This is a genomic window from Bacillus sp. MYb209 (assembly GCF_002975175.1).
Lineage (GTDB): Bacteria > Bacillota > Bacilli > Bacillales > Bacillaceae_G > Bacillus_A.
Genome location: NZ_PCNZ01000001.1, coordinates 274702 through 298020, shown reverse-complemented (window position 1 = coordinate 298020; position 23319 = coordinate 274702). Strand labels below are relative to the sequence as shown.

Here is a 23319-nt window from a genome sequence, read left to right as displayed (position 1 = left end):
CAACATGAGAAAACGAATTCCTGATTTTGAAGAGGAGTTAGAAGTTGAGCGAGTGGAAGAAGATGAAGGTTTACCGCCGCGTAGTGAAATTCATAGAAATAAAGAGAAAAAACCAAAGTTTAAAATGAATCACATTTTCGTCCGAGTGTTAACATTTTTATTCATATTGTTACCTATTAGTATCCTATGGTATACGGATAAGTATATACAGGTAAAAAGTGATAGTAATAATGCTGAGAAAAGTGCGTTTGAAGTAATTTTCTTTGATTCAGCTAAGACTGAATCAAAGAAGCAGTCTGAGAAAGTAGCAACTCATGTTGTGAAAGATGGAGAAACTTTAGAAAGTATAGCGAAGCAATATTTCTCAGATGAAAATGGGATAGAAATAATAAAAAAATATAATGATTTACAAGAAGACGAAGTGAAAGTAGGACAAGAATTGAAAATTCCTATAAAAGATAAGTCCACGAAGTATGAGAGCTAGCTAAATGAGTGATATAGCTGCACATAAAATTAAGGACTATACTTTACGAGGAGGGAGAGTAAAAAATATATGTCATGGATTATATTATTATGTACTCTCATATGCATTGGTTTTGTATGTCTTCTTGGAATGTATAAAGAAGCGATGCGTAATACAGTGTTGGAACATACTTTAGTATTCGAAGAATTTCCGGAAAGTTTTCAAAAAGTTAATGTTTTTTTTATTTCGGATATTCATAGAAGGATCATTTCTAGCTCGCTAATTGAACGAGTGAAAGGAAAAGCAGATATCGTAATTATTGGCGGCGATTTAGCTGAAAAAGGAGTACCTTTATCGCAAATCTCTTTAAATATTCAAAAGTTAAGAGAAATAGCCCCTGTATATTTTGTATGGGGAAATAATGATTATGAAATTGAATATCACGAATTAGATGCTTTATTAATAGAAAATAATGTGAAGGTATTAGATAATACAAGATTTGTATTTGAGTCTGAATTAGGAGAGAAAATTTGCTTACTCGGTATCGATGATGTTGGATTAGAACGAGATCGTTTAGATTTAGCGTTGTCTGATTGTAAAGAAGAAGGTTTTCGCATTTTAATTAGTCACAACCCAGGTATAATAAAGAAAATGTCTGGTAAAGAACAAATTTCGCTCGTATTAAGTGGACATACACATGGAGGTCAGATTCGGTTGTTTCCATCTGAAAAGTATTTAAAGGGTGGCGTATATAAGCATTCTAATACGACTCTCTTTGTTAGTAATGGGTATGGAACAACATTATTCCCTCTTCGTTTTCGGGCACCTTCCCAAACACATATCATTACGTTATGTGGAGGGAAATAATGCCGACTTTAAATGGGAAATATAATATAAAAGCTGTTTCGAATATACTCGGAATTCAACCGAGTACACTTCGCGCATGGGAAAGACGCTATCATATTATTGCCCCAAAGAGAAATCGTGCGGGGCATCGTTTATATACCGAAGAGCATATTCATATTTTGAAATGGTTAATGAATAAAGTTTCTGAGGGGATGATGATTGGACAAGCAGTTCAGTTATTAGAAGGGAATCGGTTGCAGAACAACATTCAAAAAGAAAAAATTACAGATACAGAAGTTGTTTTAGTGGACGATATACTACAAGCTTTGTTAAAATTTGATGAAATTACAACTTCTGCATTATTAAACGAGGTTTTTAGTATATATTCAACGGAAAAGGTTGTTACAAGCATCATTCTTCAAGTGGCAAACAAGTTATTAACTTTAAAAAATAATAATGAGATTACAATGTCACAATTCAAATATGTTGTATCATTCTTACAAACACGTCTAGGAATGATCTATCATAATGCGTCAGTGTATTCTTCCGTTAACAAAGTTTTCGTTTTAGAAAATAATATATTAAAAGGATTTATTTTCGCGACGTATTTACGACTAAAAGGATATCAAGCCATGTATATGGGGACAAGTTTAGATGAAGAAGGTATTTTACTAGCTATTGAACAATTACAACCTAAATATTTGTTTATATCTTTTGATGATGAACGAGAACTTGAAGAGGCAGTAAAATTTATTGACTTGTTGCAAGAAAAAAATGAAAACCTCTCTGGTGGTTTTATAGGAAGAAAAGGCATTGGAGATCAATTAAATCTTCAAAATATCCTAATTGGTAACACGAAAGAAGAATGGGATGGATGGTTAAAAATGTCAGAATAGTCGTTCGAAAAGAACCATCTATTTTCTATTTCATATAATAAAAATTAGATGCAATGGTTACGTAGGGAGGGTATGAGATGAGACTGGAACGTTTAAATTATAATAAGATCAAAATTTTCCTAACATTTGATGATTTATCTGAACGAGGATTAACGAAAGAAGATTTGTGGAGAAATGCACCGAAAGTACAGCAACTATTCCGTGATATGATGCAAGAAGCGAATAAAGAATTAGGGTTTGAAGCGGATGGACCGATTGCTGTTGAAGTATTTTCTCTACAAGCTCAAGGTATGGTTGTAATTGTAACAAAAGAAAATCACGAAGTGGATACAGAAGATGAGTTCCGTGACGAGTTTATTGAAATGCAAGTGACTCTTGATGAAAGTGAACATATACTTTACGAGTTTGCTACATTAGATGATGTAATCAATTTGTCAAATCGCTTATATAACCTTGGTGTAACTGATGGGAAGTTGTATACGTGGGATGATCGTTTTTATCTTTGGATAGAAGAGGAAGAGCAATTTCAATTATTGAAGGCGGATTTTATAGCTATTTTAGCGGAGTACGGTAATCCGTCAACAGCAACAATTTACCGTATAATGGAATATGGTAAAGAATTAATGGATTCTCAAGCAATTGAACAAATATACAATTACTTTGTGAAAAAACAAAACCTCAGCTAATGTAACGTAGCTTGAGGTTTTATTTTTATTCAGCTGAAGATTGGAAAATCTAAAATCTATAAAGCGCAGTGTAGGCAACAAGACTAGCCGACCTATATTTAAAAATTAAATCAGTATTTCTTGATGAAATAATTGTTTTATCGAATGTATTTTGATAAAAATAAAAAATATTTAAATATTTAAGTATTTTACTTTTCTAAAAGCAATAAAAGGACTATAATAATAGTGAAAACGCTTGCAACTAAAAATAGTTTGTATATATTTGTTAGCGTTTTCTATTGCATTCCAAATTTAACGGTGTATACTAGGCAATGAAGGTTTACTAAACAAGTGAAATTACAGGGGGTTTACTTACTATGGTAGCCGAAAAGGGAACTCAAACGAAAACACAACAACAAGGGGAACAACATTTTGAATTGTTAAATTCAACACAAATTGTAATTAATGAAGCATTAGAAAAATTGGGTTATCCAAACGAAGTATATGAATTATTGAAAGAACCAATTCGTATGATGACAGTGAAAATTCCAGTTCGTATGGATGACGGGACTGTTAAAATATTTACAGGATATCGTGCACAACATAATGATGCTGTTGGTCCAACGAAAGGTGGAATTCGCTTCCATCCAAACGTAACAGAAAATGAAGTGAAAGCACTTTCTATTTGGATGAGTTTAAAATGTGGTATTGTTGATTTACCATATGGTGGAGGTAAAGGTGGAATCATTTGTGACCCACGTGAGATGTCTTTCCGTGAATTAGAAAGATTAAGCCGCGGTTATGTACGAGCAATTAGCCAAATTGTTGGTCCGACAAAAGATATTCCAGCTCCAGATGTATTTACAAACTCACAAATTATGGCATGGATGATGGATGAGTATAGCCGTATCGATGAATTTAATTCACCAGGATTTATTACAGGTAAACCACTTGTATTAGGTGGATCACACGGACGTGAAACAGCGACTGCAAAAGGTGTAACAATTTGTATTCGTGAAGCTGCGAAAAAACGTGACATTGATATTAAAGGTGCACGCGTTGTTGTTCAAGGATTTGGTAATGCGGGAAGCTTCTTAGCTAAATTTATGCATGATGCAGGCGCGAAAGTAATTGCAATTTCAGATGCTTACGGTGCACTACATGATCCGAATGGATTAGATATTGACTACTTACTAGATCGTCGCGATAGCTTCGGTACTGTAACAAAACTATTTAATAATACAATTTCAAATACAGAACTGTTAGAACTTGATTGCGACATTTTAGTTCCAGCTGCAATTGAGAACCAAATTACAGAAGAAAATGCTGATAAGATTAAAGCGAAAATTGTAGTTGAAGCTGCAAATGGTCCAACTACATTAGAAGCAACAAAAATCTTAACAGATCGTGGTATCTTACTTGTTCCAGACGTATTAGCAAGTGCTGGTGGCGTTACGGTATCTTACTTTGAGTGGGTACAAAATAACCAAGGTTACTACTGGACTGAGGAAGAAGTAGAACAACGTTTAGAAAAAGTAATGGTAAAATCATTCGATTCAATTTATGAAACATCACAAGTTCGTAAAGTGAACATGCGCTTGGCTGCATACATGATTGGTGTTCGTAAAATGGCTGAGGCTAGTCGCTTCAGAGGTTGGGTATAATATATAATGTTTTGAGAAAACGTGATTTCCTTTTGAGGGAATCGCGTTTTTTGTTGAAGTTACTAGTTAGAGGTGTTGGATATGAACAATGAAAAAATGGATCAAGTAGATCAATTGGAAGAAAGGATAAACCTAAACTAGTAAGAACTAAAAATACTCAGAAAACAAGTGTTTTTAGAATGTTTGGAGAGGGTTTATTGCATCTGGTTGTTGGAGGGCCGATTATCGCTGTATTATTTAGAATTATTACGTGGATTGGTGAAAAATAAAATAAAAACGAAAAGAACGCTTGTTCTGTACGAACAAACGTGCTATACTTTCCTTAGATAAGCAAACGGAAACGATTTTAAGGAGAGATAAATGATGAAAATGACAGTAGACCAAAGATTTATGATGCCAGCAGATGTTGTGGAACGAGTGGAAGTTTTACGAAATAATCATAGTAAGCGTGGATCATTATTACAATCAGTAAATAAGTTTTTCGGTTTAGATACGAAAGAAGATTGTGTTTGGTTTTACGGTTTTTACGGAGTGGCTGTAAGTATTGTATTATTTATGGTATTCACATCAAATATTTTCGATGTTCTCTTCGCATAAGAAATATGCCATAAGGACATTGCCGCCGAATACATATATAAGGAAGTAAGGTAATTTTTTAGAGCGGGAGTTGGTAGTAATGGCGATGTTCCCTATAGAGCGTAACTATATTGGGTATGGAAATTCACGACCAGGAATTCCTCTTTCAAAAGTAAGATTTATTGTAAGTCATGACACGGGGAACCCTGGTAGCAATGCGATAGGAAATCGGGATTACTTTAATGAAATACAACCGAAAGCTTCAGCGCATACATTTATTGATGATAAAACAATATTAGAAATTGTCCCTATAAATGAAGTTGCGTACCATGTTCGATACAATGTGCCAACGGATAATGAGTTATTCGGTTATGATGCGAATAAGGCTGCAATTGGGGTGGAACTTTGCTATGGTGGCGACGTAAACTTTTGGGAGGCGTATACTCGTTTTACGTGGTATCACGCTTATTTATGTCAAAATTTCGGTTTGAATCCTAAAAAGGCTATTGTGTCACACAAAACGTTGGATCCTACTCGGAAAATCGATCCTGAAAATGTATTAGGGCAACAAGGAATTAAATTTCAGCAGTTTTTAGCAGATGTCTATCGGATGTATGTTTCGTTTAGATGACAAATATATGAAAAATGAATACAATAAAGATAGGTGCCTACTGCTGTAAGTAGGTTTTTTCTTGTTTATATAAATAGAGCAGAGTTAGAAGACTAGGAGTGAACCGAGTATGCAAAAAGAAACAGTTATTATTATCGGAGGCGGTCCATGTGGATTAGCAGCGGCGATTTCGTTGCAAAAAGTGGGGTTAAATCCGTTAGTAATCGAAAAAGGAAACATTGTAAATGCAATTTATAATTATCCAACTCATCAAACATTTTTCTCCTCTAGTGAAAAATTAGAAATTGGTGAAGTTGCTTTTATTACAGAAAATCGTAAGCCATTTCGTAATCAAGCGCTTGCATATTATCGTGAAGTAGTAAAGCGTAAATCTATACGTGTAAATGCATTTGAACGAGTGGAACAAGTTCAAAAAGATGGTGATGTTTTTAAAGTTGAAACGACGAAGCGTGACGGAAACAAAGAAATATATGTTGCGAAATACATTGTTGTCGCAACTGGATATTATGATAATCCGAATTATATGAATGTACCTGGTGAGAAACTTGAGAAAGTAGCTCATTATTTCAAAGAAGGACATCCTTATTTTGATCGAGATGTCGTTGTAATAGGTGGTAAAAATTCAAGTATAGATGCGGCGTTAGAGCTTGTTAAATCGGGTGCACGTGTAACAGTTCTATACCGTGGTGGGGAATACTCGCCAAGTATTAAGCTGTGGATTTTGCCGGAATTTGAGGCGTTAGTACGAAATGGGACAATTCAAATGCATTTCCATGCGCATATAAAAGAGATTACTGAGCATACGTTGACGTATACAGTAGATGGTGAGGCAAATACAATTCAAAACGATTTTGTATTTGCTATGACGGGTTACCATCCAGACCACAGCTTCTTAACCAAAATGGGAGTTCGGATTGATGAAGAAACAGGGCGCCCGATTTATACAGAGGGTAGTATGGAAACAAACGCTGAAAATATTTTTATTGCAGGTGTAATTGCTGCGGGGAATAACGCAAATGAAATATTTATCGAAAACGGTAGATTCCATGGAGATGCGATTGCGCAAACCATTGCATCAAGAGAAGAATAAAAAGAAGCTGTCGAAATCTTCGACAGCTTCTTTTTTAATCGTGCATAAACATATGTTGGATTGTTTCGTGAGAGTTTGTGTTTTCTAGTGCGACTAGTAATTTAATTCGCGCCTTTTGAGCGTTTAAACCGTAGGTGAAAACAATGCCCATATCTTTTAGTTGTTTTCCGCCACCTTCATAAGAGTATACGTCTTGAACGATACCGTTAAAGCAGCGTGAAACTAATACAATTGGAATGCCTTTTTCTATTAATCGCCCTAGACTAGGAAGTGTTCTTGGAGGTAAATTACCTTGTCCAAGTGCTTCAATAACAATTCCGTCTACTGGTAGTGTTTCGATTGCTGATAATAATGTATCATCCATACCTGCGTATGCTTTTAGAACGACAACGTTTTTAGAAATCTGTCGTACTGTGCATGTTTCGTGATGCACTAAAGCATGATGGAAAACAACACCACGTTTTGTTACCATGCCGATTGGTCCGTACTGTGGACTTTGGAATGTCGCGACATTACTTGTGTGCGTTTTTGTTACATTTGTAGCACAATGTATTTCGTCGTTTAATACGACTAGAACGCCTTTTTCAGCAGCTTCATTACTACTAGCCACTTTTACAGCTGATAAGAAATTATATAGACCATCGGCACCTAATTCATTACTAGAACGCATTGCACCTGTCACAACGATTGGGATAGTTGCTTGAACTGTTAAATCAAGAAAATAAGCTGTCTCTTCTAATGTATCGGTACCATGCGTAATGACTACGCCGTGAATATTGTCTTGTTTTACTCTTTCGTCAATGATGACTTGTAATTGTAGCATTTCGCTAGGAGTCATGTGAGGAGATGGAAGATGGAACACATCTTCGACAATTAAATCAACATCGACTTCTAAATCAGGAATAAATTTTAAAAGAGGATTCTTTTCACCTGGTTGTACGACCCCAGTTTCTTTATCTTCCTCCATTGCAATTGTTCCACCTGTGTGTAAAACTAGGATTCTTTTCAATGCTTATACCCCTTTCAAGTTGAAACATACATTTAGAACATAACATGTTTTGAGTAAATTCGACAATGAAAATGTATAAAAGTATGCTTAGAAAATGACAATAAAATAAATTACTTTAAGTGTGCTCGGTAAGTGGTTATTAGGTTAGGTTTTGTTTGTGGAAATTTATGAGAGTAGATGTGTAAGTTAGAGAGGGAAGGAGTGAGTCTTTTTGAAAAAAGTGGAGGAAATTATAATTCGTATATTACTGATTCAATTTATTTGTCTTTCTGTCGTCCAACTGTTTTTTATACATAAATCTTCAGTGAAATATTTATCGAAAATTGTTTATTACGAAGGTGTCGTCACGAAAAATAAGGCGGAAATCTTACAGGTGAATAAGTAGTTTTCATTTTCTTCTATGATGGATTATGCTACAATTATTGAGGATTTAATGACGTGAGGCAAATGAGAAGAAGCAGGGGGAGAATACCTGCTTTTCGTTTTGTTTTATAAGTGAAAAATGAGGTGTTACAATGGATAAACGAATTTCGATTGCTATAGATGGCCCAGCGGCTGCTGGGAAAAGTACAGTTGCAAAAGTTGTTGCAAAAAAACTTTCATATGTTTACATTGATACAGGCGCAATGTACCGTACTATTACATATGCAGCCCTTGAACAAAAAGTGGATATTGAAAATGAAGAAAAGTTAATGGAAGTTGTAAAAAATGTAAATATTGAATTTCAGCAAGGGGAAAATACACAACTTGTATTTTTAAATGGACAAGATGTTTCTGAAGTGATTCGTACGCCAGATGTGACGAATCGCGTATCTATTGTAGCAAAGCATCGTCTTGTTCGTGAAGAAATGGTACGTCGTCAACAAGGGTTAGCTAAAAAAGGCGGCGTAGTAATGGATGGCCGTGATATTGGTACACATGTACTACCAGATGCTGAAGTGAAAATCTTTATGCTTGCTTCTGTAGAAGAAAGAGCGGAAAGAAGACATTTAGAAAATATGAATAAAGGTTTCGATTCTAATTTAGAGCAGTTAAAAGAAGAAATTGCTAGGCGTGATAAATTAGATTCAGAACGCGAAGTTTCTCCTTTGAAAAAAGCTGATGATGCATTGGAATTAGATACAACTTCTTTATCAATTGAAGAAGTTGTCCAAAAAATTATGGGTATTGTTTCAGGAGTATTTGCGAAATAAAGAAAGAGGACTGTCCTCTTTCTTTTTTTTTTTGAAATGTAAAGGATAAGTGAATTATGAGTCTCTTTTCTTGACAAATGGGCTAATTTGTAAGAAGTTAGTTACAGAGGAAAAAAACTGTCAGAATATATTCGCTATTATATTTCAAATCATACTTTCTTCAAGATGATTTTGCTGTATACTATTTATATAGGTTTAATATAGTTTCTTGTGAACTATATTGAAACAGAATATGTGATGATAAATTCTTAAACATGCAAATGAAAACATTTGTTTTCATTTCGTATATACATAAAAATGCTTTGTCAATTCTGTAGGGAGGTATTTCCATGGTAGAGAAAATGAATGAAGAAGTTATGAATTCAAAAGAATTACAAGTTGGTGACGTTGTTACAGGTTCTGTAACGAAAGTTGAAGAGAAACAAGTGCTTGTAAATGTTGGATACAAAACAGATGGCGTAATTCCAATTAGTGAATTAGCTAACGTTCATATTGAAAAAGCAAGCGATGTTGTAGAATTAGATCAAACACTTGAATTGAAAATTATTAAATTAGAAGATGATGATCTTGTTTTATCTAAGAGAGCTGTTGACGCAGAAAAAGCGTGGGTAGAATTACAAGAAAAATTTAATTCTGGTCATGTATTTGATGTTATTGTAAAAGATATCGTGAATGGTGGGTTAGTTGTGGACCTTGGTGTTCGTGGTTTTATCCCAGCTTCACTTGTAGAGGTACATTATGTAGAAGACTTTGCTGACTATAAAGGAAAAACATTAGCGGTGAAAATTGTTGAATTAGACCGTGAAAAAAATCGTGTTATTCTTTCACATAAAGCGGTAGTAGAACTAGAACTAGATTCTAAGAAAAAAGAAGCAATCTCTTCGTTAAAAGAAGGGGATATTGTCGAAGGAACAGTACAACGATTAACGGATTTTGGTGCTTTCGTTAACGTTGGTGGTGTGGACGGTTTAGTTCACATTTCACAAATTTCACACGAACGTGTAGAGCAACCTTCTGAGGTATTAGAGCAAGGTCAAAAGGTAAAGGTAAAAGTGTTATCTGTTGATGCTGATACGCAACGTATTTCTTTATCAATTAAAGCAGCTCAGCCGGGACCTTGGGAAAATGTTGCTGGCAAAATAAAGGCTGGAGATATTCTTGAGGGAGTAGTAAAACGCCTTGTTACATTCGGTGCATTTGTTGAAATTTTACCTGGTGTTGAAGGGCTTGTGCATGTATCTCAAATTGCAAATCGTCACGTGAAAAACCCAAATGAAGTATTGGAAATGGGACAAGAAGTAAAAGTGAAAGTACTTGAAGTCCATGTAGCAGAAAAACGTATTTCTTTAAGCATAAAAGAAACGCTTGAAGAAAATAATGTAACAGAAGATTATAGCCAATATGAGCCAAATGCTGATTCTGCTACTTTCCAGTTAAGTGATATTATTGGTGAACAACTGAAAAAATTAAAGAAATAAAGAGGGGTACAAGTGGTAAGGGCAAAACGTAAATTAGATCATATTGAATATGCTCTTTCTACTGGTCAGTCTCGTACGCATGGCTTTCATGATATTGATTTTGTGCATCAAAGCTTGCCAAATTCAAGTTATGATACTGTAACATGTGAAACAAAAATCGGCGAACTTTCACTAAGTTCGCCGATTTTTATCAATGCGATGACTGGTGGTGGAGGAGAGCAAACATTACATATTAATGAGCAATTAGCATATGTAGCGAAACATCATAACCTTGCTATGGCTGTAGGGTCGCAAATGGCAGCTTTAAAAAATGAAAGCGAGGCGGCTTCTTATAAGATCGTCAGAAAGGTAAACCCAAATGGTATTTTCTTTGCTAATTTGGGGAGTGAGGCAACTGTCGAACAGGCAGAGCGTGCCGTTGATATGATTGGAGCAAATGCATTGCAAATTCATTTAAATGTCATACAAGAGTTAACGATGCCAGAAGGAGACCGTGATTTTACTGGTGTACTTCGGCGAATTGAACAAATTGTTTTAAACAGTAAAGTTCCTGTCATTGTAAAAGAAGTGGGATTTGGAATGAGTAAGGAAACAGTACAACAGTTAGCGAGTATAGGTATAACAGCAATTGATATTGGCGGACAAGGTGGTACGAATTTTGCTGCTGTTGAAAATGAAAGAAGACAGCGAATGCTTTCTTATTTTAATAACTGGGGCATACAAACAGCTACCTCGATTATTGAAGCAACCTCTACAAATAATAACCTCTCTTTTATTGCATCTGGGGGTATACAAACGGCACTTGATGTGGCGAAGGCAATCGCATTAGGGGCGAATACAACTGCGTTTGCTGGATACTTTTTACGTATTTTAATGCAAGATGGTGTTGAGAAGTTAGTGGATGAAATCGACCTTTTACATACAGATTTAAAATTTATTATGACAGCTCTTGGCGTGAAGACGATAGAAAAGTTACAATCTGTACCTCTTGTTGTAAAAGGCGAAACGTATCATTGGTTAGCACAGCGAGGGATTGACACTGCACATTATAGTAGGCGATAAAAAATCAACCGTCCGGTTGATTTTTTTTGCGTTTTATTTTCGTAAGCAGAACGTGTGCAAACTTTTCAATATAGCTGGTTAGCGATAAAACAAGATAAGAGATTACTATTTAAGGGTCAAAAGAAGCAAGAAAAAATTTACGGTAATTTAGGGGATGAGGACGTTAATAAAAAGGAGATAATGTATCCTCAAATAGTAAAAATACGATAGGACGCATTACATATAATAGTGAAGATGTTAATATCCATGCACGAAATATAAGAGAAGATATAGCGATTTCTGGATATAATAAAAAGGTTGAAATTGCATTAACTTCAAATGTAAGAGAAGGGGGTTCTAGTTCAACAACAGCACAATTAACAATTAAAACGGCGAATATTGCAATCGCAGTCGGGAATAAATTGTATAGGAATCCAATGGTGAATGCAGGAAGTGGAATAGAAGCACTAATTTTGCCAAGGGAATTAGGAGAAGACAAAAATCCATCGGAAGATTCGCATGTGATTTATTATTTCAATATACTAAATGAAGTGAGTTTAAGTAATGCTGAAGTAGTATTACTTTCTAATCAAGGAAATATCATTGTGAGTAGGGGAATTAAAGAAGAAAAAGAAGATATTGTAGGCGTGAAAAAAGAGGTTGAGCAAAAGTTAAATGAAATAGGAGAGACGGATTATGTACGTGTAGAGGTAAAGAGTAAAAATCCTTCTCTTCATACGTATTATGTTATTACATATTCTAAAAAAACAACAGGTATAGTTACGATTGATGCCTCGTTAAGTGACAGGGTTTATAATGCGAAAACAAAAGAATTATATTATGAGTAGAAATAAAATAATTGTGTAAAAAGACGGTTTCGTACATTATCGAAACCGTCTTTTTGTATTGCCTATTTGAGGGCAGTAAGGCCCCACCTCAAAATTCGGCGGAGTCGAGCTGTCCGTAAAAGCCCGATTGGTGTGGGCTAATAATCAGTGGGGATGGATCCCACTCACTGAAGTTTCGCTTTATTTAATGCTGATTCTGCTTTCGAGCTTGCTCCGGTGTATCAAGACTTGTTGCACCGGGATATTGAAGTGATTGGTCGCGATCAGATTCAACGCGGCGTGATTCTTTTAGCTTTCGTTCTTGGCGATCTTTACCCATTGTGAGTTACACCTCCTTATTAAAAGTTTTGCTGTTATGGGAAAAACTATGCACAAAGAAAAGGAGGATTAACTTTCATAAAAAGTTCCCATAATGGAAAACATAGGAGGTGGAGTGATGGATGGGAGTACTTTTTATTTTGTTGCTTGGATAGGGTGGATTGTCGTGACCTTTTTTATGAAAAAAGAATCTATTCGTTGGAAGATAAGTGCTTGTATATTAATTTTTATTATTTGTTCTCCGTTAAATGTGACGATTGCTTCTTTCACCATATCGGTAAATGCCCTTTTGCTTTGTATTATTTCTTTTGTAGGCATCACGTTATATTCTATTTGGAAAAAAATATATACCTTACTTTCGGCACTTATTATTGCAATGTTATATACAAGCTTTCATTTGTTAGAAGTATATGATCCAATTTGGATTGTGGTTGATAGGTTGTTGCTGTTAAGTGGTGCACTTGTGTATGCATCGGTTTTATTGCACGGGGATCGCATATTACGATTATGCTCCTTATATATAGGGATGTTACAAGGGGAATTGTTGGTGACGCTTATTTTTCGTAAATTACATTTTCCTTATGAATATGGCAGTTTAGCTTTTTTAGATGTTGCTGCTGTTTCCACTTTATTTATGGCGATTTTACTTTGGATTACAAAAGCATCAGTATACATGGAACAATTTAAGAGGAAAACACGTAAAAGAAAGGCGAGGGTAATACATGACTGAATATACACCAGCTATTTTATGTGGCGTAATTGCAGGTACAATAACTAGGTTGTTAATGCTTCGTACCGATACGAGGCAATATCCGACGAGGCTCCACGGGAAAATTATTCATATCGCGATGGGATTAATTGCGGCTGCCTTAGGAGCAATTGCGATTCCGTCTGTTTTGAAAAAGGATTTCTCTGCAATTACATTTCTTACGTTAGCAGCGACGCAATTTCGTGATGTGCGTAATATGGAAAGAAATACGCTTCAACAATTAGATGGATACGAGCTCGTACCACGTGGCAATACATACATTGAAGGAATTGCATTAGTATTTGAAAGTCGTAACTATTTGGCGATGTTAACGTCGTTTGTAACAACGTTTGCGTATATAGGATTCCATTCATGGATTGCCGGGGTAATTACTGGTATAGTAAGTTTTTTCATTGCGAAAAAATTAATGTCAGGTAAAAGACTTCATGACCTTGTAGAAATTGAGCATGTTCCACTTCATTTTGAAGGAGCGGGACTTTATATTGATAATATTTACATTATGAATATTGGATTGCCAGCAAGGCAAGAAGAAATTATGAAATATGGAATGGGATTTATTTTAAAACCGAAATCGATAGATGCGATGGTTACAATCTCAAACTTAGGACAACGTCAAGCTATTTTACATGATGTTTCGGTTGCTTTAGGAATATATAGAGATTCTGGAACGCCGGCACTTGTACCGTTAGCGAAGCGTGATTTAGAGGATGGGAGAGTTGGGATTTTTGTTCTGCCGCAAGATCAAGATGCAGAAAAGGCGATAGGGGTAATCGGAAATGTCCCAACATTAGAGAGTGCTGTTCATATGTCATCGGAAGCTCCGAAGGGAAGGGGAGATAAGAGATGATGTTAGAAAGTGTTATTCTCGCAGTCATTACAACCACACCCGAAAAGTTTGCAGGGGGGGCTCCTTTATTTGTTTGTGAATCGACAGAGGAAATGGAATTTGTTGCGAATAATTTAGAAGCTATTTTAGATGGTATTGCACATCGCTTACAAGATAATGTATATATTATTGTGAAACATTAGTAACGTGTGGTATAATGTGAGGTGTTTTGATACGTTGAGAAATATTCTGGAATGCAAATCCCTTCTTGCACAAAGAAGGGTTTTTTACATAATAAACAGAAGCAAGTTGAAAGGATGAAAGTATATGCCGAAACCAGTAATAGCGATAGTAGGCCGCCCGAACGTAGGGAAATCTACTATTTTCAATAGAATTGTTGGAGAAAGAGTTTCAATCGTAGAAGATATACCAGGTATAACGCGAGACCGTATTTATAGTGCGGGAGAATGGTTAAACCATGAATTTAACATTATTGATACAGGCGGAATTGATATTGGAGACGAGCCGTTCTTGACACAAATTCGTCAACAGGCGGAAGTAGCGATTGATGAAGCAGATGTTATCATTTTTATGACGAATGGTCGCGATGGTGTAACTGCAGCAGATGAAGAGGTTGCTAAAATTTTATACCGTTCTAAAAAACCAATTGTACTTGCGGTAAATAAGGTTGATAATCCAGACATGCGTAGTGATATTTATGATTTTTATGCATTAGGATTTGGCGAGCCATTCCCTATTTCAGGTACACACGGTTTAGGACTTGGTGATTTGTTAGATGAAGCTGCAAATCATTTTCCAAAGATTGAAGAAGAAGCGTATGACGATGAAACAATCCGTTTCTCTTTAATTGGACGTCCAAACGTAGGGAAATCATCACTTGTAAATGCACTTCTTGGTCAAGAACGTGTAATTGTAAGTAATATAGCGGGAACGACACGTGATGCTGTTGATACACCATATAGCAAAGATGGTCAAGATTATGTAATCATCGATACAGCTGGTATGCGTAAAAAAGGGAAAGTATACGAAAGCACAGAAAAATATAGTGTACTTCGTGCACTTAGAGCGATTGAACGTTCTGACGTTGTTTTAGTCGTTTTAGACGGAGAAGAAGGAATTATTGAGCAAGATAAAAAAATCGCTGGATATGCTCATGATTCAGGGCGAGCTGTTATTATCGTTGTAAACAAATGGGATGCAGTTAAGAAAGATGAGAAAACAATGAAAGCATTTGAAGAAAACATTCGTGCTCATTTCCAATTTTTAGAGTATGCGCCGATTGTATTCTTATCTGCGAAAACGAAAAAACGTACACAAACATTATTACCGGTTATTAATGAAGTAAATGAAAGCCATAGCATCCGTGTACAAACGAATGTATTAAATGATGTAATTATGGATGCGGTAGCGATGAATCCAACGCCGACACATAATGGTAGCCGTCTGAAAATCTTCTATGCGACACAGGTTGCGGTAAAACCACCAACATTTGTTATATTTGTAAACGATACAGAATTAATGCACTTTTCATATGAGCGCTTCTTAAAGAATCGTTTACGTGAAGCGTTCGGTTTTGTAGGAACGCCGATTCACATTATCGCTAGAGCAAGAGACTAATGGAGAGGATGTGATTTTATGACAAAAATCACAGTAATAGGAGCAGGTAGCTGGGGAACAGCGTTAGCGATGGTATTGGCTGACAATGGGCATGATGTACGTATTTGGGGAAACCGTCCTGAACTCATGAATGAAATTAATACAAAGCGTGAGAACAGTAGATATCTTCCAGGGATTACATTGCCAAGCACAATCGTAGCCTACTCTTCTTTAGAAGAAGCATTAGTAGATGTAAATACAGTACTGCTAGTAGTACCGACGAAAGCGTACCGAGACGTATTGCAAGAGATGAAAGAAATTGTTACAGAACCGATTACTTGGATTCATGCGAGTAAAGGAATCGAACCAGGTACGTCAAAACGTATTTCGGAAGTGATTGAGGAAGAAATTCCAGAGAACTTGATCAAAGATGTTGTTGTACTGTCTGGACCGAGTCATGCTGAAGAAGTCGGCTTACGTCAAGCGACAACTGTTACATCTGCAGCGAAGCGTATGGAAGCGGCTGAGGAAGTACAAGATTTGTTTATGAATAGCTACTTCCGTGTATACACAAACCCAGATATCGTTGGAGTTGAACTTGGTGGTGCTTTAAAAAATATTATTGCACTAGCTGCGGGAATAACTGACGGGCTTGGATTAGGTGATAATGCGAAAGCGGCATTAATGACACGTGGTTTAACAGAGATTGCTCGTTTAGGAAGAAAAATGGGCGGAAATCCGTTAACATTTGCGGGTCTAACTGGTATGGGAGACTTAATTGTAACTTGTACAAGTGTGCATAGCCGAAATTGGCGCGCTGGAAATATGCTTGGAAAAGGGCACTCTTTAGAAGAAGTGCTAGAAAGTATGGGTATGGTTGTAGAAGGTGTAAGAACAACGAAAGCTGCTCATGAATTGGCAGAGAAAATGGAAGTTGAAATGCCGATTACAGCTGCTTTATATGACGTGCTGTTCAATGGGAATAATGTGAAAGATGCAGTAGGCTCATTGATGGGACGTGTTCGAAAACATGAAGTTGAAGCGATACCTGATTTGTTATAAAGAAAACGGTAGAAGTACATTTCGTACTTCTACCGTTTTTTTTATTTTTTTATGGGTCTTTTCACCAATTTTTCATCTCTGCATAGGATGAAGAGTAACTTGAGGAGAGGGTGAAAAGAATGGATAACAACATTTTCAATAACATTGAAAAAGAAGCGAAAGTGAACAAAGAAGATATTTTTAAATTAGCGTCGTCTGTTCAAAATGCGAACTTACGTGATGAGACAGTGCTTCGCCAATTGATTCATCAAGTTGCTCTAATGGCAGGACGTGAAGTGCCAAAAGAGCAAGAGGATCAAATTGTAAAAGCAATCATTAACAATAATATGCCCGCTGATTTTGGTTCGTTAAGTAAAATGTTTAAAAAGTAAAATATGAGAAACAAAGAGTTTAGCGAATGCATATGATAGTCATGAAAGAATGGGAATAGAGCTGTTAAGGGCATATTTGGTCAACCGAAGTGCGAAATAGCGTGCTTCGGTTTTATTATTTTATTGTATTTAAATTTTGTTAATTCACGGTAAAATGATGATTTCTATTTGTTTAAAGATTTTAATTTGTTAAAATAGTATAAAAATAGTTAGAAAGTAAAGGGGTGTATATATGTCGGAAGGGCTTATAAAAATGTGGTTTTCCTTAGGGGCAATGGGATTTATGTTTGTTGCAGTAGCTTTTATTTTATTAAGTAGACATAAAATGAAGAATAAATTTCTGAAGGGGATTACAGCGTTAGTAGCGTACACCCTCATGATTGTGTCGGGTATTGTTATTTTTCTTGTTGTATTTAGTGGACCTGTGGAACAATAAAGGACGTTATAGGAAACAATCTATACTCGCATGAAAAGGTGATTGTCAGTGAAAAAAATCCATATTATTTTAATATTTTGTTGCATTAGCATTTTAACAGGGTGTATGTACCCGAAAGAAAATATGAAACAAAATGCGATTCCTTATGAAGATCAGTTGCAAGTTGTACAAAAAGCCATTACTACATATAAGGATCAAACGGATGGTTTATTACCAATTAAGACGCGTGATATGAGTACGCCGATTTATCAGAAGTATCCAATTGATTTTCAAAAAATTGCTCCAAGGTACATACAAGAGGCACCAGGGAATGCATATGAAAGTGGTGGAGTATATCAATATGTATTAATAGATGTTGAAAAAAATCCGACAGTAAAGTTAATTGATGTGAGAATGGCGGAACAAATTCAAGAAGTGGCATTGAAGCTAAGGATGTATCGTGATGAACATCAATATCCACCTTTTAAAAAAGTGATTACAGATGGTGTTTATGAATTAGACTTCAAAAAACTAGGATATAAAGATGTACCACAAGTGACAAGTCCGTACTCAGGAAAAGGTCTCCCTCTTGTAATCAATGAAAAAGGAGAATTGTTTGTTGATTATAGAATCGACTTATATGAAGCGCTGAAAAAAAATGAAGGGCAATTTAAAGAAGGTGAAGATATCCGGGGTATACTATCGAAGGATTCCCCGTTTGTTCCTGCATATTCTTTGCCGTACACAGTAAAAAATGGAGAACCAATTTTTTTAAAATCATAAGTCATGAACCTTTCTTTTAGTGAATAAGTTCTAGAAGAAAGGTTTTTTATGTTATACAACTTGCGATGCAAACAAAGGTATTTTTAAATAGTCATATGAAATTGGACAAAATTATATGATATATTGTCCGAACTTCTAGAATACCATTATATTATATCAGATATTATAGGCAACGTTAGAGAAGGTATTAGTTGACTATAAACGTGGAATTATTCCCAAAAATATTGAGGGAGGGAATCACTTGGAAAAGGTAGATATTTTTAAAGATATTGCGGAACGCACAGGCGGTGATATTTATTTTGGAGTTGTAGGAGCTGTTCGAACAGGGAAATCAACATTTATTAAAAAATTTATGGAACTTGTTGTTATTCCCAATATTGAAAATGAGTCAGACCGTCAAAGAGCGCAGGATGAACTGCCTCAAAGTGCTGCTGGTCGTACAATAATGACGACGGAACCGAAGTTTGTTCCAAACCAAGCGGTTTCTATCGAAGTAGATGAAGGTCTTGAAGTGAATATTCGATTAGTAGATTGTGTTGGATATACGGTTCCAGGAGCAAAAGGCTATGAAGATGAGAATGGTCCGCGCATGATTAATACTCCTTGGTATGAAGAGCCTATTCCATTCCATGAAGCTGCAGAAATCGGAACACGTAAAGTAATTCAAGAGCATTCAACAATTGGTGTCGTTATTACAACAGATGGAACAATTGGTGAAATTCCAAGAAGAGATTATATAGAGGCAGAAGAACGCGTTGTAAATGAGTTAAAAGAAGTAGGAAAGCCTTTCATTATGATTATCAATACTGTACAGCCATATCATCCAGATACGGAGCAGTTACGTCAAAGTTTATCAGAAGAATATGATATCCCAGTAATTGCGATGAGTGTAGAGAGTTTAAGAGAAACAGATGTGTATAACGTACTTCGAGAAGCGTTATTCGAGTTCCCGGTTTTAGAAGTGAATGTCAACCTTCCGAGCTGGGTAATGGTGCTAAATGAAGGGCATTGGTTACGCCGAAGTTATCAGGAAGCGGTTCAAGAGACTGTAAAGGATATAAAACGTCTTCGTGATGTGGACCGTGTCGTTTGGCAGTTTAGTCAATATGAATTTATTGATCGAGCAAGTCTAGCTGGCATTGATATGGGGCAAGGTGTGGCAGAGATTGATTTATATGCGCCAGATGAATTGTATGATCAAATTTTAAAAGAAGTAGTAGGAGTAGAGATTCGAGGGAAAGATCATTTATTAAAGCTTATGCTCGATTTATCTCATGCGAAAACAGAGTATGACCAAGTGGCAGATGCTTTACGTATGGTAAAACAAACCGGATATGGAGTAGCAGCGCCTGCATTAGCTGATATGAGCTTAGATGAACCGGAAATTATTCGTCACGGTTCAAGGTTCGGTGTTAAATTAAAAGCGGTTGCGCCGTCTATTCATATGATTAAAGTGGATGTAGAATCAACATTTGAACCAATTATCGGTACTGAAAAACAAAGTGAAGAACTAGTTCGCTACTTGATGCAAGATTTTGAAGATGACCCGCTATCAATTTGGAATTCTGATATATTTGGGCGCTCTCTTAGCTCTATTGTTAGAGAAGGAATTCAAGCGAAGTTATCTCTAATGCCAGAAAACGCTCGTTATAAGTTAAAAGAAACGCTAGAAAGAATTATTAATGAAGGATCTGGCGGATTAATTGCGATTATATTATAAGAAAAAAATCCCTCTAATTGCAGAGGGATTTTTTTTTTTTTTTTTTTTTGAGTACGTAATAGAAAAATAAACAGTCATTATCTAATATTTTGTTGTAAATTGTCAAGTTTCATCAGAATTTCACATTTTAAGAGTAACAATTTCCTTAAAAATATTGAATTATAAAGGAGAATCGTATAATATAGGCGTTGATAATGATTTATCTACATCTTTGTAGTATAGAATTTGTAAAAATTGCCTACAAATGAAAGTAAGACTCATTTTATGATCATTATACAGTCTTATCTTTGGGAGGAGGTGAATGGCATGAACAAGACAGATTTAATCAATGCTGTTGCAGAAGCAAGTTCCCTTTCTAAAAAGGACGCAACAAAAGCAGTGGACGCTGTTTTTGATTCTATCTTAGAAGCTTTAAAACAAGGTGATAAAGTACAACTAATCGGATTCGGTAACTTCGAAGTTCGTGAGCGTGCGGCTCGTAAAGGTCGTAACCCACAAACAGGTGAGGAGATTGAAATCGCTGCAAGTAAAGTACCTGCATTCAAACCTGGTAAAGCGTTAAAAGATGCGGTTAAATAATCCTTACATATTAACAGGGAAGAAGAGTTTCCTTTTTGGAAACTCTTCTTTTTGCTTTTAAAAACATAAATATGCTAGAATGTGTTCGTATCACTTTTAGGTTTTTCGGGAGGGCTAGCGGATGGCAAAAGTTAATTTAGAACAAATTGAACATGCAGTACGTCTTATTTTAGAGGCAATCGGAGATGACCCAAATCGCGAGGGAGTACTTGATACACCGAAACGTGTTGCGAAAATGTACGCAGAAGTATTCTCAGGGATGCATGAGGATCCGAAAGAGCATTTACACAAAGTATTCGGAGAAGACCACGAAGAGCTTGTACTAGTAAAAGATATACCATTCTATTCGATGTGTGAGCATCATCTTGTTCCGTTTTATGGAGTTGCTCACGTTGCATATATTCCGCAAGGTGGAAAAGTAACAGGACTAAGTAAATTAGCTCGTACTGTAGACACAATTGCGCGTCGTCCACAACTACAGGAACGAATTACATCAACAGTAGCTAACTCTATTATGGAAGTATTAGAGCCGCATGGTGTAATGGTAGTAGTAGAAGCAGAGCATATGTGTATGACGATGCGTGGTGTGAAAAAGCCTGGTGCGAAAACAGTAACGACTGCGGTGCGCGGCGTGTTAGAAAATGATGCAGCAGCACGTAGTGAAATTTTATCGTTTATTAAGACGAAGTAAAGAAAAGCGGGAAACTGCTTTTCTTTTTTTTATATACAAAAAAATGATATAGTTTTAGTGTTAAAGAGCAAGAATATAAAGGTTGAAAATTACTTCGCTTTTTGTGGAAATGAATGTTTGTAGTTGTTAGAGACGAAGATAACTCGTATGAATGAAAGTTGAGGCTTCATTCGGTGGAAGTTTGGCAGAAGTAGCCAAGTTTTGATTATAGAAAATAGAATGTATGTGTTATAATAAATTTTATGAATTAGAAAACAAGGGTGATTTTTTGTGTGTGACATCTACGGAGGGTATGCGGGTATTAAAGAGAAATTGATGGAGAAATTACGCCATCCTTATTTTATAAACTATATTGAAGAACCATTTATTGATGAAGAAAAAATAGCGCTGTTATACGGTGCATTAAAAAGTGCAAATATACATAAAGAACAAATTGAACATTATGTAGTAACGATTATGCTTGTACAAATTGCTCTTGATACACATGAAAAAGTATCAAATAAAGCAAACGAAGAGACGAGTGGATTCCATAAGCGTCGTCAATTGACAGTTCTTGCAGGGGATTATTATAGTGGTCTATACTATTACTTATTGTCAATGAATTGTGATATTATCTTAATTCGTGCACTTGCTGAAGGAATTAAGGAGATTAATGAACATAAAATTATGCTATATCAAAAAGCACATGTGGCGATTCAAGACATAATGGAAAGTGTAGTAATAATTGAATCTGCGCTTTTGCAAAAAACATGTGATCATTTTCAGTTATCTAATTGGAAACCATATATAACTTATGTATTAGGAAAAAATCGTCTTCAAAAAGAGTGTCAATTGTATGCTGATAAACAAAATTCACCTGTTTTTCAAGCGGTCCAAAAAAACTCATTGGATGACGATAAAAATCTAGAAACAGTTATTAATGAATGGCTTATGGAAATGAGAAAGCAGGAAGAAAATTTTTTAGAGAATCATACAGAAGTTAATGAGATAATTTCTATGTTAAGAGATAAATCAAGGACATAAGTAACTTTACATTGGAAGAAGGTACGAGCATGCAACAATCAAAAGAAGAAAGAGTACATGACGTATTTGAGAAAATTTCTGATAAATACGATGTGATGAATTCTGTAATTAGTTTTCAAAGGCATAAGGCATGGCGCAAAGAAACGATGCGAATTATGGATGTGAAACCTGGGAGTAAGGCACTTGATGTATGCTGCGGGACGGCAGATTGGACAATTGCACTAGCGGGAGCTGTAGGTGAAGATGGGAAGGTTTACGGTTTAGACTTTAGCGAAAATATGCTAGCTGTCGGTAAACAAAAGGTAGAAGCTTTAGAATTAAAGCAAGTAGAACTTATGCATGGAAATGCAATGGAACTTCCTTATGAAGATAATACGTTTGATTATGTAACGATTGGTTTTGGGTTACGTAACGTTCCGGATTACATGCAAGTATTAAAAGAAATGACGCGTGTAGTAAAGCCTGGTGGAAAAGTAATTTGCCTGGAAACATCTCAACCAACGATGATAGGTTTTCGTCAAGGATATGTCTTATACTTTAAATATATCATGCCGTTATTTGGAAAGATGTTTGCGAAAAGTTATAAAGAATATTCATGGCTTCAGGAATCTGCTAGTACATTCCCAGGGATGAAAGAGTTAGCACGTATGTTTGAAGAAGCTGGGCTTAAGAATGTGCAAGTGAAACCATTTACTTTTGGTGTAGCAGCTATGCATTTAGGTTTTAAACCAGAATCAAAATAGAA

28 protein-coding genes are annotated in these 23319 nt (G+C 35.8%); 26 read left to right on the top strand and 2 right to left on the bottom strand.

The window, feature by feature from the left end; translation table 11 throughout:
- The first annotated feature begins 4 nt into the window (after positions 1-4).
- From CQZ94_RS01665 to CQZ94_RS01625, 8 genes are all read left to right on the top strand, one after another.
- Positions 5-484 (top strand): LysM peptidoglycan-binding domain-containing protein, encoded by a 480-nt coding sequence (locus CQZ94_RS01665; RefSeq protein ID WP_105584030.1) that lies wholly within the window; start codon positions 5-7, stop codon positions 482-484.
- A 69-nt stretch (positions 485-553) separates the two neighbouring features.
- Positions 554-1330: a metallophosphoesterase gene (locus CQZ94_RS01660; RefSeq protein ID WP_105584029.1), complete on the top strand. Its 777-nt coding sequence runs from the start codon at positions 554-556 to the stop codon at positions 1328-1330.
- On the top strand, positions 1330-2205 hold the full coding sequence (locus tag CQZ94_RS01655) for a MerR family transcriptional regulator (RefSeq protein ID WP_105584028.1): 876 nt from the start codon (positions 1330-1332) through the stop codon (positions 2203-2205). Before CQZ94_RS01660 ends, CQZ94_RS01655 begins: the two co-directional genes overlap by 1 nt.
- Positions 2206-2282: 77 nt before the next feature.
- Positions 2283-2891, top strand: a complete 609-nt coding sequence (locus tag CQZ94_RS01650; RefSeq protein WP_002158605.1) for a genetic competence negative regulator — start codon at positions 2283-2285, stop codon at positions 2889-2891.
- Between the two features lie 356 nt (positions 2892-3247).
- Entirely contained in the window at positions 3248-4534 is a 1287-nt protein-coding gene (gudB, locus tag CQZ94_RS01645; protein WP_000225168.1) for an NAD-specific glutamate dehydrogenase, read from the top strand.
- A gap of 360 nt (positions 4535-4894) precedes the next feature.
- Positions 4895-5131, top strand: a complete 237-nt coding sequence (locus tag CQZ94_RS01635; protein ID WP_002086635.1) for a DUF3961 domain-containing protein — start codon at positions 4895-4897, stop codon at positions 5129-5131.
- Positions 5132-5210: 79 nt separating this feature from the next.
- Complete coding sequence (locus CQZ94_RS01630) at positions 5211-5741, top strand: peptidoglycan recognition protein family protein (protein WP_002011791.1); 531 nt, start codon at positions 5211-5213, stop codon at positions 5739-5741.
- A 109-nt stretch (positions 5742-5850) separates the two neighbouring features.
- On the top strand, positions 5851-6831 hold the full coding sequence (locus CQZ94_RS01625; protein ID WP_105584027.1) for a YpdA family putative bacillithiol disulfide reductase: 981 nt from the start codon (positions 5851-5853) through the stop codon (positions 6829-6831).
- 34 nt (positions 6832-6865) lie between these two features.
- Here the strand turns inward: CQZ94_RS01625 and ansA are convergent, their stop codons facing one another.
- Entirely contained in the window at positions 6866-7840 is a 975-nt protein-coding gene (gene ansA / locus CQZ94_RS01620) for an asparaginase (RefSeq protein ID WP_105584026.1), read from the bottom strand.
- 211 nt (positions 7841-8051) lie between these two features.
- Here ansA and CQZ94_RS31045 point away from each other — a divergent pair, with 211 nt between their 5' ends.
- From CQZ94_RS31045 to CQZ94_RS01600, 5 genes are all read left to right on the top strand, one after another.
- The gene (locus CQZ94_RS31045; RefSeq protein ID WP_181149417.1) at positions 8052-8225 is read left to right on the top strand and encodes a DUF5359 family protein; all 174 of its coding nucleotides are present in this window, start codon (positions 8052-8054) and stop codon (positions 8223-8225) included.
- Positions 8226-8355: 130 nt separating this feature from the next.
- Positions 8356-9033, top strand: coding sequence for a (d)CMP kinase (cmk, locus tag CQZ94_RS01615; protein WP_002086629.1), 678 nt, complete (start codon positions 8356-8358; stop codon positions 9031-9033).
- 329 nt (positions 9034-9362) lie between these two features.
- Positions 9363-10511, top strand: coding sequence for a 30S ribosomal protein S1 (rpsA, locus tag CQZ94_RS01610; protein WP_105584025.1), 1149 nt, complete (start codon positions 9363-9365; stop codon positions 10509-10511).
- A 12-nt stretch (positions 10512-10523) separates the two neighbouring features.
- A complete protein-coding gene (locus CQZ94_RS01605; RefSeq protein WP_105584024.1) occupies positions 10524-11573 on the top strand; it encodes a type 2 isopentenyl-diphosphate Delta-isomerase in 1050 nt (349 codons plus the stop codon).
- Between the two features lie 416 nt (positions 11574-11989).
- A complete protein-coding gene (locus CQZ94_RS01600) occupies positions 11990-12400 on the top strand; it encodes a hypothetical protein (protein WP_105584023.1) in 411 nt (136 codons plus the stop codon).
- Positions 12401-12584: 184 nt separating this feature from the next.
- On the opposite strand, the gene CQZ94_RS01595 is transcribed toward CQZ94_RS01600, so the two are convergent.
- Positions 12585-12719, bottom strand: a complete 135-nt coding sequence (locus CQZ94_RS01595) for a YpzI family protein (RefSeq protein ID WP_105584022.1) — start codon at positions 12717-12719, stop codon at positions 12585-12587.
- Positions 12720-12836: 117 nt separating this feature from the next.
- Between CQZ94_RS01595 and CQZ94_RS01590 the strand changes: the two genes are divergently transcribed.
- The 13 genes from CQZ94_RS01590 to menG all read left to right on the top strand — a co-directional run bounded on the left by CQZ94_RS01590 (position 12837) and on the right by menG (position 23317).
- Positions 12837-13448 carry a YphA family membrane protein gene (locus tag CQZ94_RS01590; RefSeq protein ID WP_105584021.1) on the top strand — a complete coding sequence of 204 codons (612 nt, stop codon included), beginning with the start codon at positions 12837-12839 and terminating at the stop codon, positions 13446-13448.
- Entirely contained in the window at positions 13441-14334 is an 894-nt protein-coding gene (locus CQZ94_RS01585; RefSeq protein ID WP_105584020.1) for a YIEGIA family protein, read from the top strand. The genes CQZ94_RS01590 and CQZ94_RS01585 overlap by 8 nt, the downstream gene beginning before the upstream one ends.
- Positions 14331-14516 carry a capping complex subunit for YIEGIA gene (locus CQZ94_RS01580; protein ID WP_105584019.1) on the top strand — a complete coding sequence of 62 codons (186 nt, stop codon included), beginning with the start codon at positions 14331-14333 and terminating at the stop codon, positions 14514-14516. Before CQZ94_RS01585 ends, CQZ94_RS01580 begins: the two co-directional genes overlap by 4 nt.
- Positions 14517-14640: 124 nt before the next feature.
- Positions 14641-15951, top strand: a complete 1311-nt coding sequence (der, locus tag CQZ94_RS01575) for a ribosome biogenesis GTPase Der (RefSeq protein ID WP_105584018.1) — start codon at positions 14641-14643, stop codon at positions 15949-15951.
- Positions 15952-15969: 18 nt separating this feature from the next.
- A complete protein-coding gene (locus CQZ94_RS01570) occupies positions 15970-16992 on the top strand; it encodes an NAD(P)H-dependent glycerol-3-phosphate dehydrogenase (protein WP_105584017.1) in 1023 nt (340 codons plus the stop codon).
- Positions 16993-17111: 119 nt separating this feature from the next.
- A complete protein-coding gene (locus CQZ94_RS01565; protein WP_000369753.1) occupies positions 17112-17363 on the top strand; it encodes a stage VI sporulation protein F in 252 nt (83 codons plus the stop codon).
- 232 nt (positions 17364-17595) lie between these two features.
- A complete protein-coding gene (locus CQZ94_RS01560) occupies positions 17596-17799 on the top strand; it encodes a DUF2768 domain-containing protein (RefSeq protein ID WP_002117663.1) in 204 nt (67 codons plus the stop codon).
- A gap of 48 nt (positions 17800-17847) precedes the next feature.
- Positions 17848-18561, top strand: a complete 714-nt coding sequence (locus CQZ94_RS01555; RefSeq protein WP_105584016.1) for a hypothetical protein — start codon at positions 17848-17850, stop codon at positions 18559-18561.
- A 241-nt stretch (positions 18562-18802) separates the two neighbouring features.
- Positions 18803-20281 carry a stage IV sporulation protein A gene (spoIVA, locus tag CQZ94_RS01550; RefSeq protein ID WP_044438024.1) on the top strand — a complete coding sequence of 493 codons (1479 nt, stop codon included), beginning with the start codon at positions 18803-18805 and terminating at the stop codon, positions 20279-20281.
- Between the two features lie 306 nt (positions 20282-20587).
- On the top strand, positions 20588-20860 hold the full coding sequence (locus CQZ94_RS01545) for an HU family DNA-binding protein (RefSeq protein ID WP_001043860.1): 273 nt from the start codon (positions 20588-20590) through the stop codon (positions 20858-20860).
- 121 nt (positions 20861-20981) lie between these two features.
- The gene (folE, locus tag CQZ94_RS01540) at positions 20982-21551 is read left to right on the top strand and encodes a GTP cyclohydrolase I FolE (RefSeq protein WP_001151482.1); all 570 of its coding nucleotides are present in this window, start codon (positions 20982-20984) and stop codon (positions 21549-21551) included.
- Positions 21552-21821: 270 nt separating this feature from the next.
- The gene (locus tag CQZ94_RS01535) at positions 21822-22574 is read left to right on the top strand and encodes a heptaprenyl diphosphate synthase component 1 (RefSeq protein ID WP_105584015.1); all 753 of its coding nucleotides are present in this window, start codon (positions 21822-21824) and stop codon (positions 22572-22574) included.
- A gap of 29 nt (positions 22575-22603) precedes the next feature.
- Positions 22604-23317: a 2-heptaprenyl-1,4-naphthoquinone methyltransferase gene (gene menG / locus CQZ94_RS01530; RefSeq protein WP_105584014.1), complete on the top strand. Its 714-nt coding sequence runs from the start codon at positions 22604-22606 to the stop codon at positions 23315-23317.
- The last annotated feature ends 2 nt before the right edge of the window (positions 23318-23319 follow it).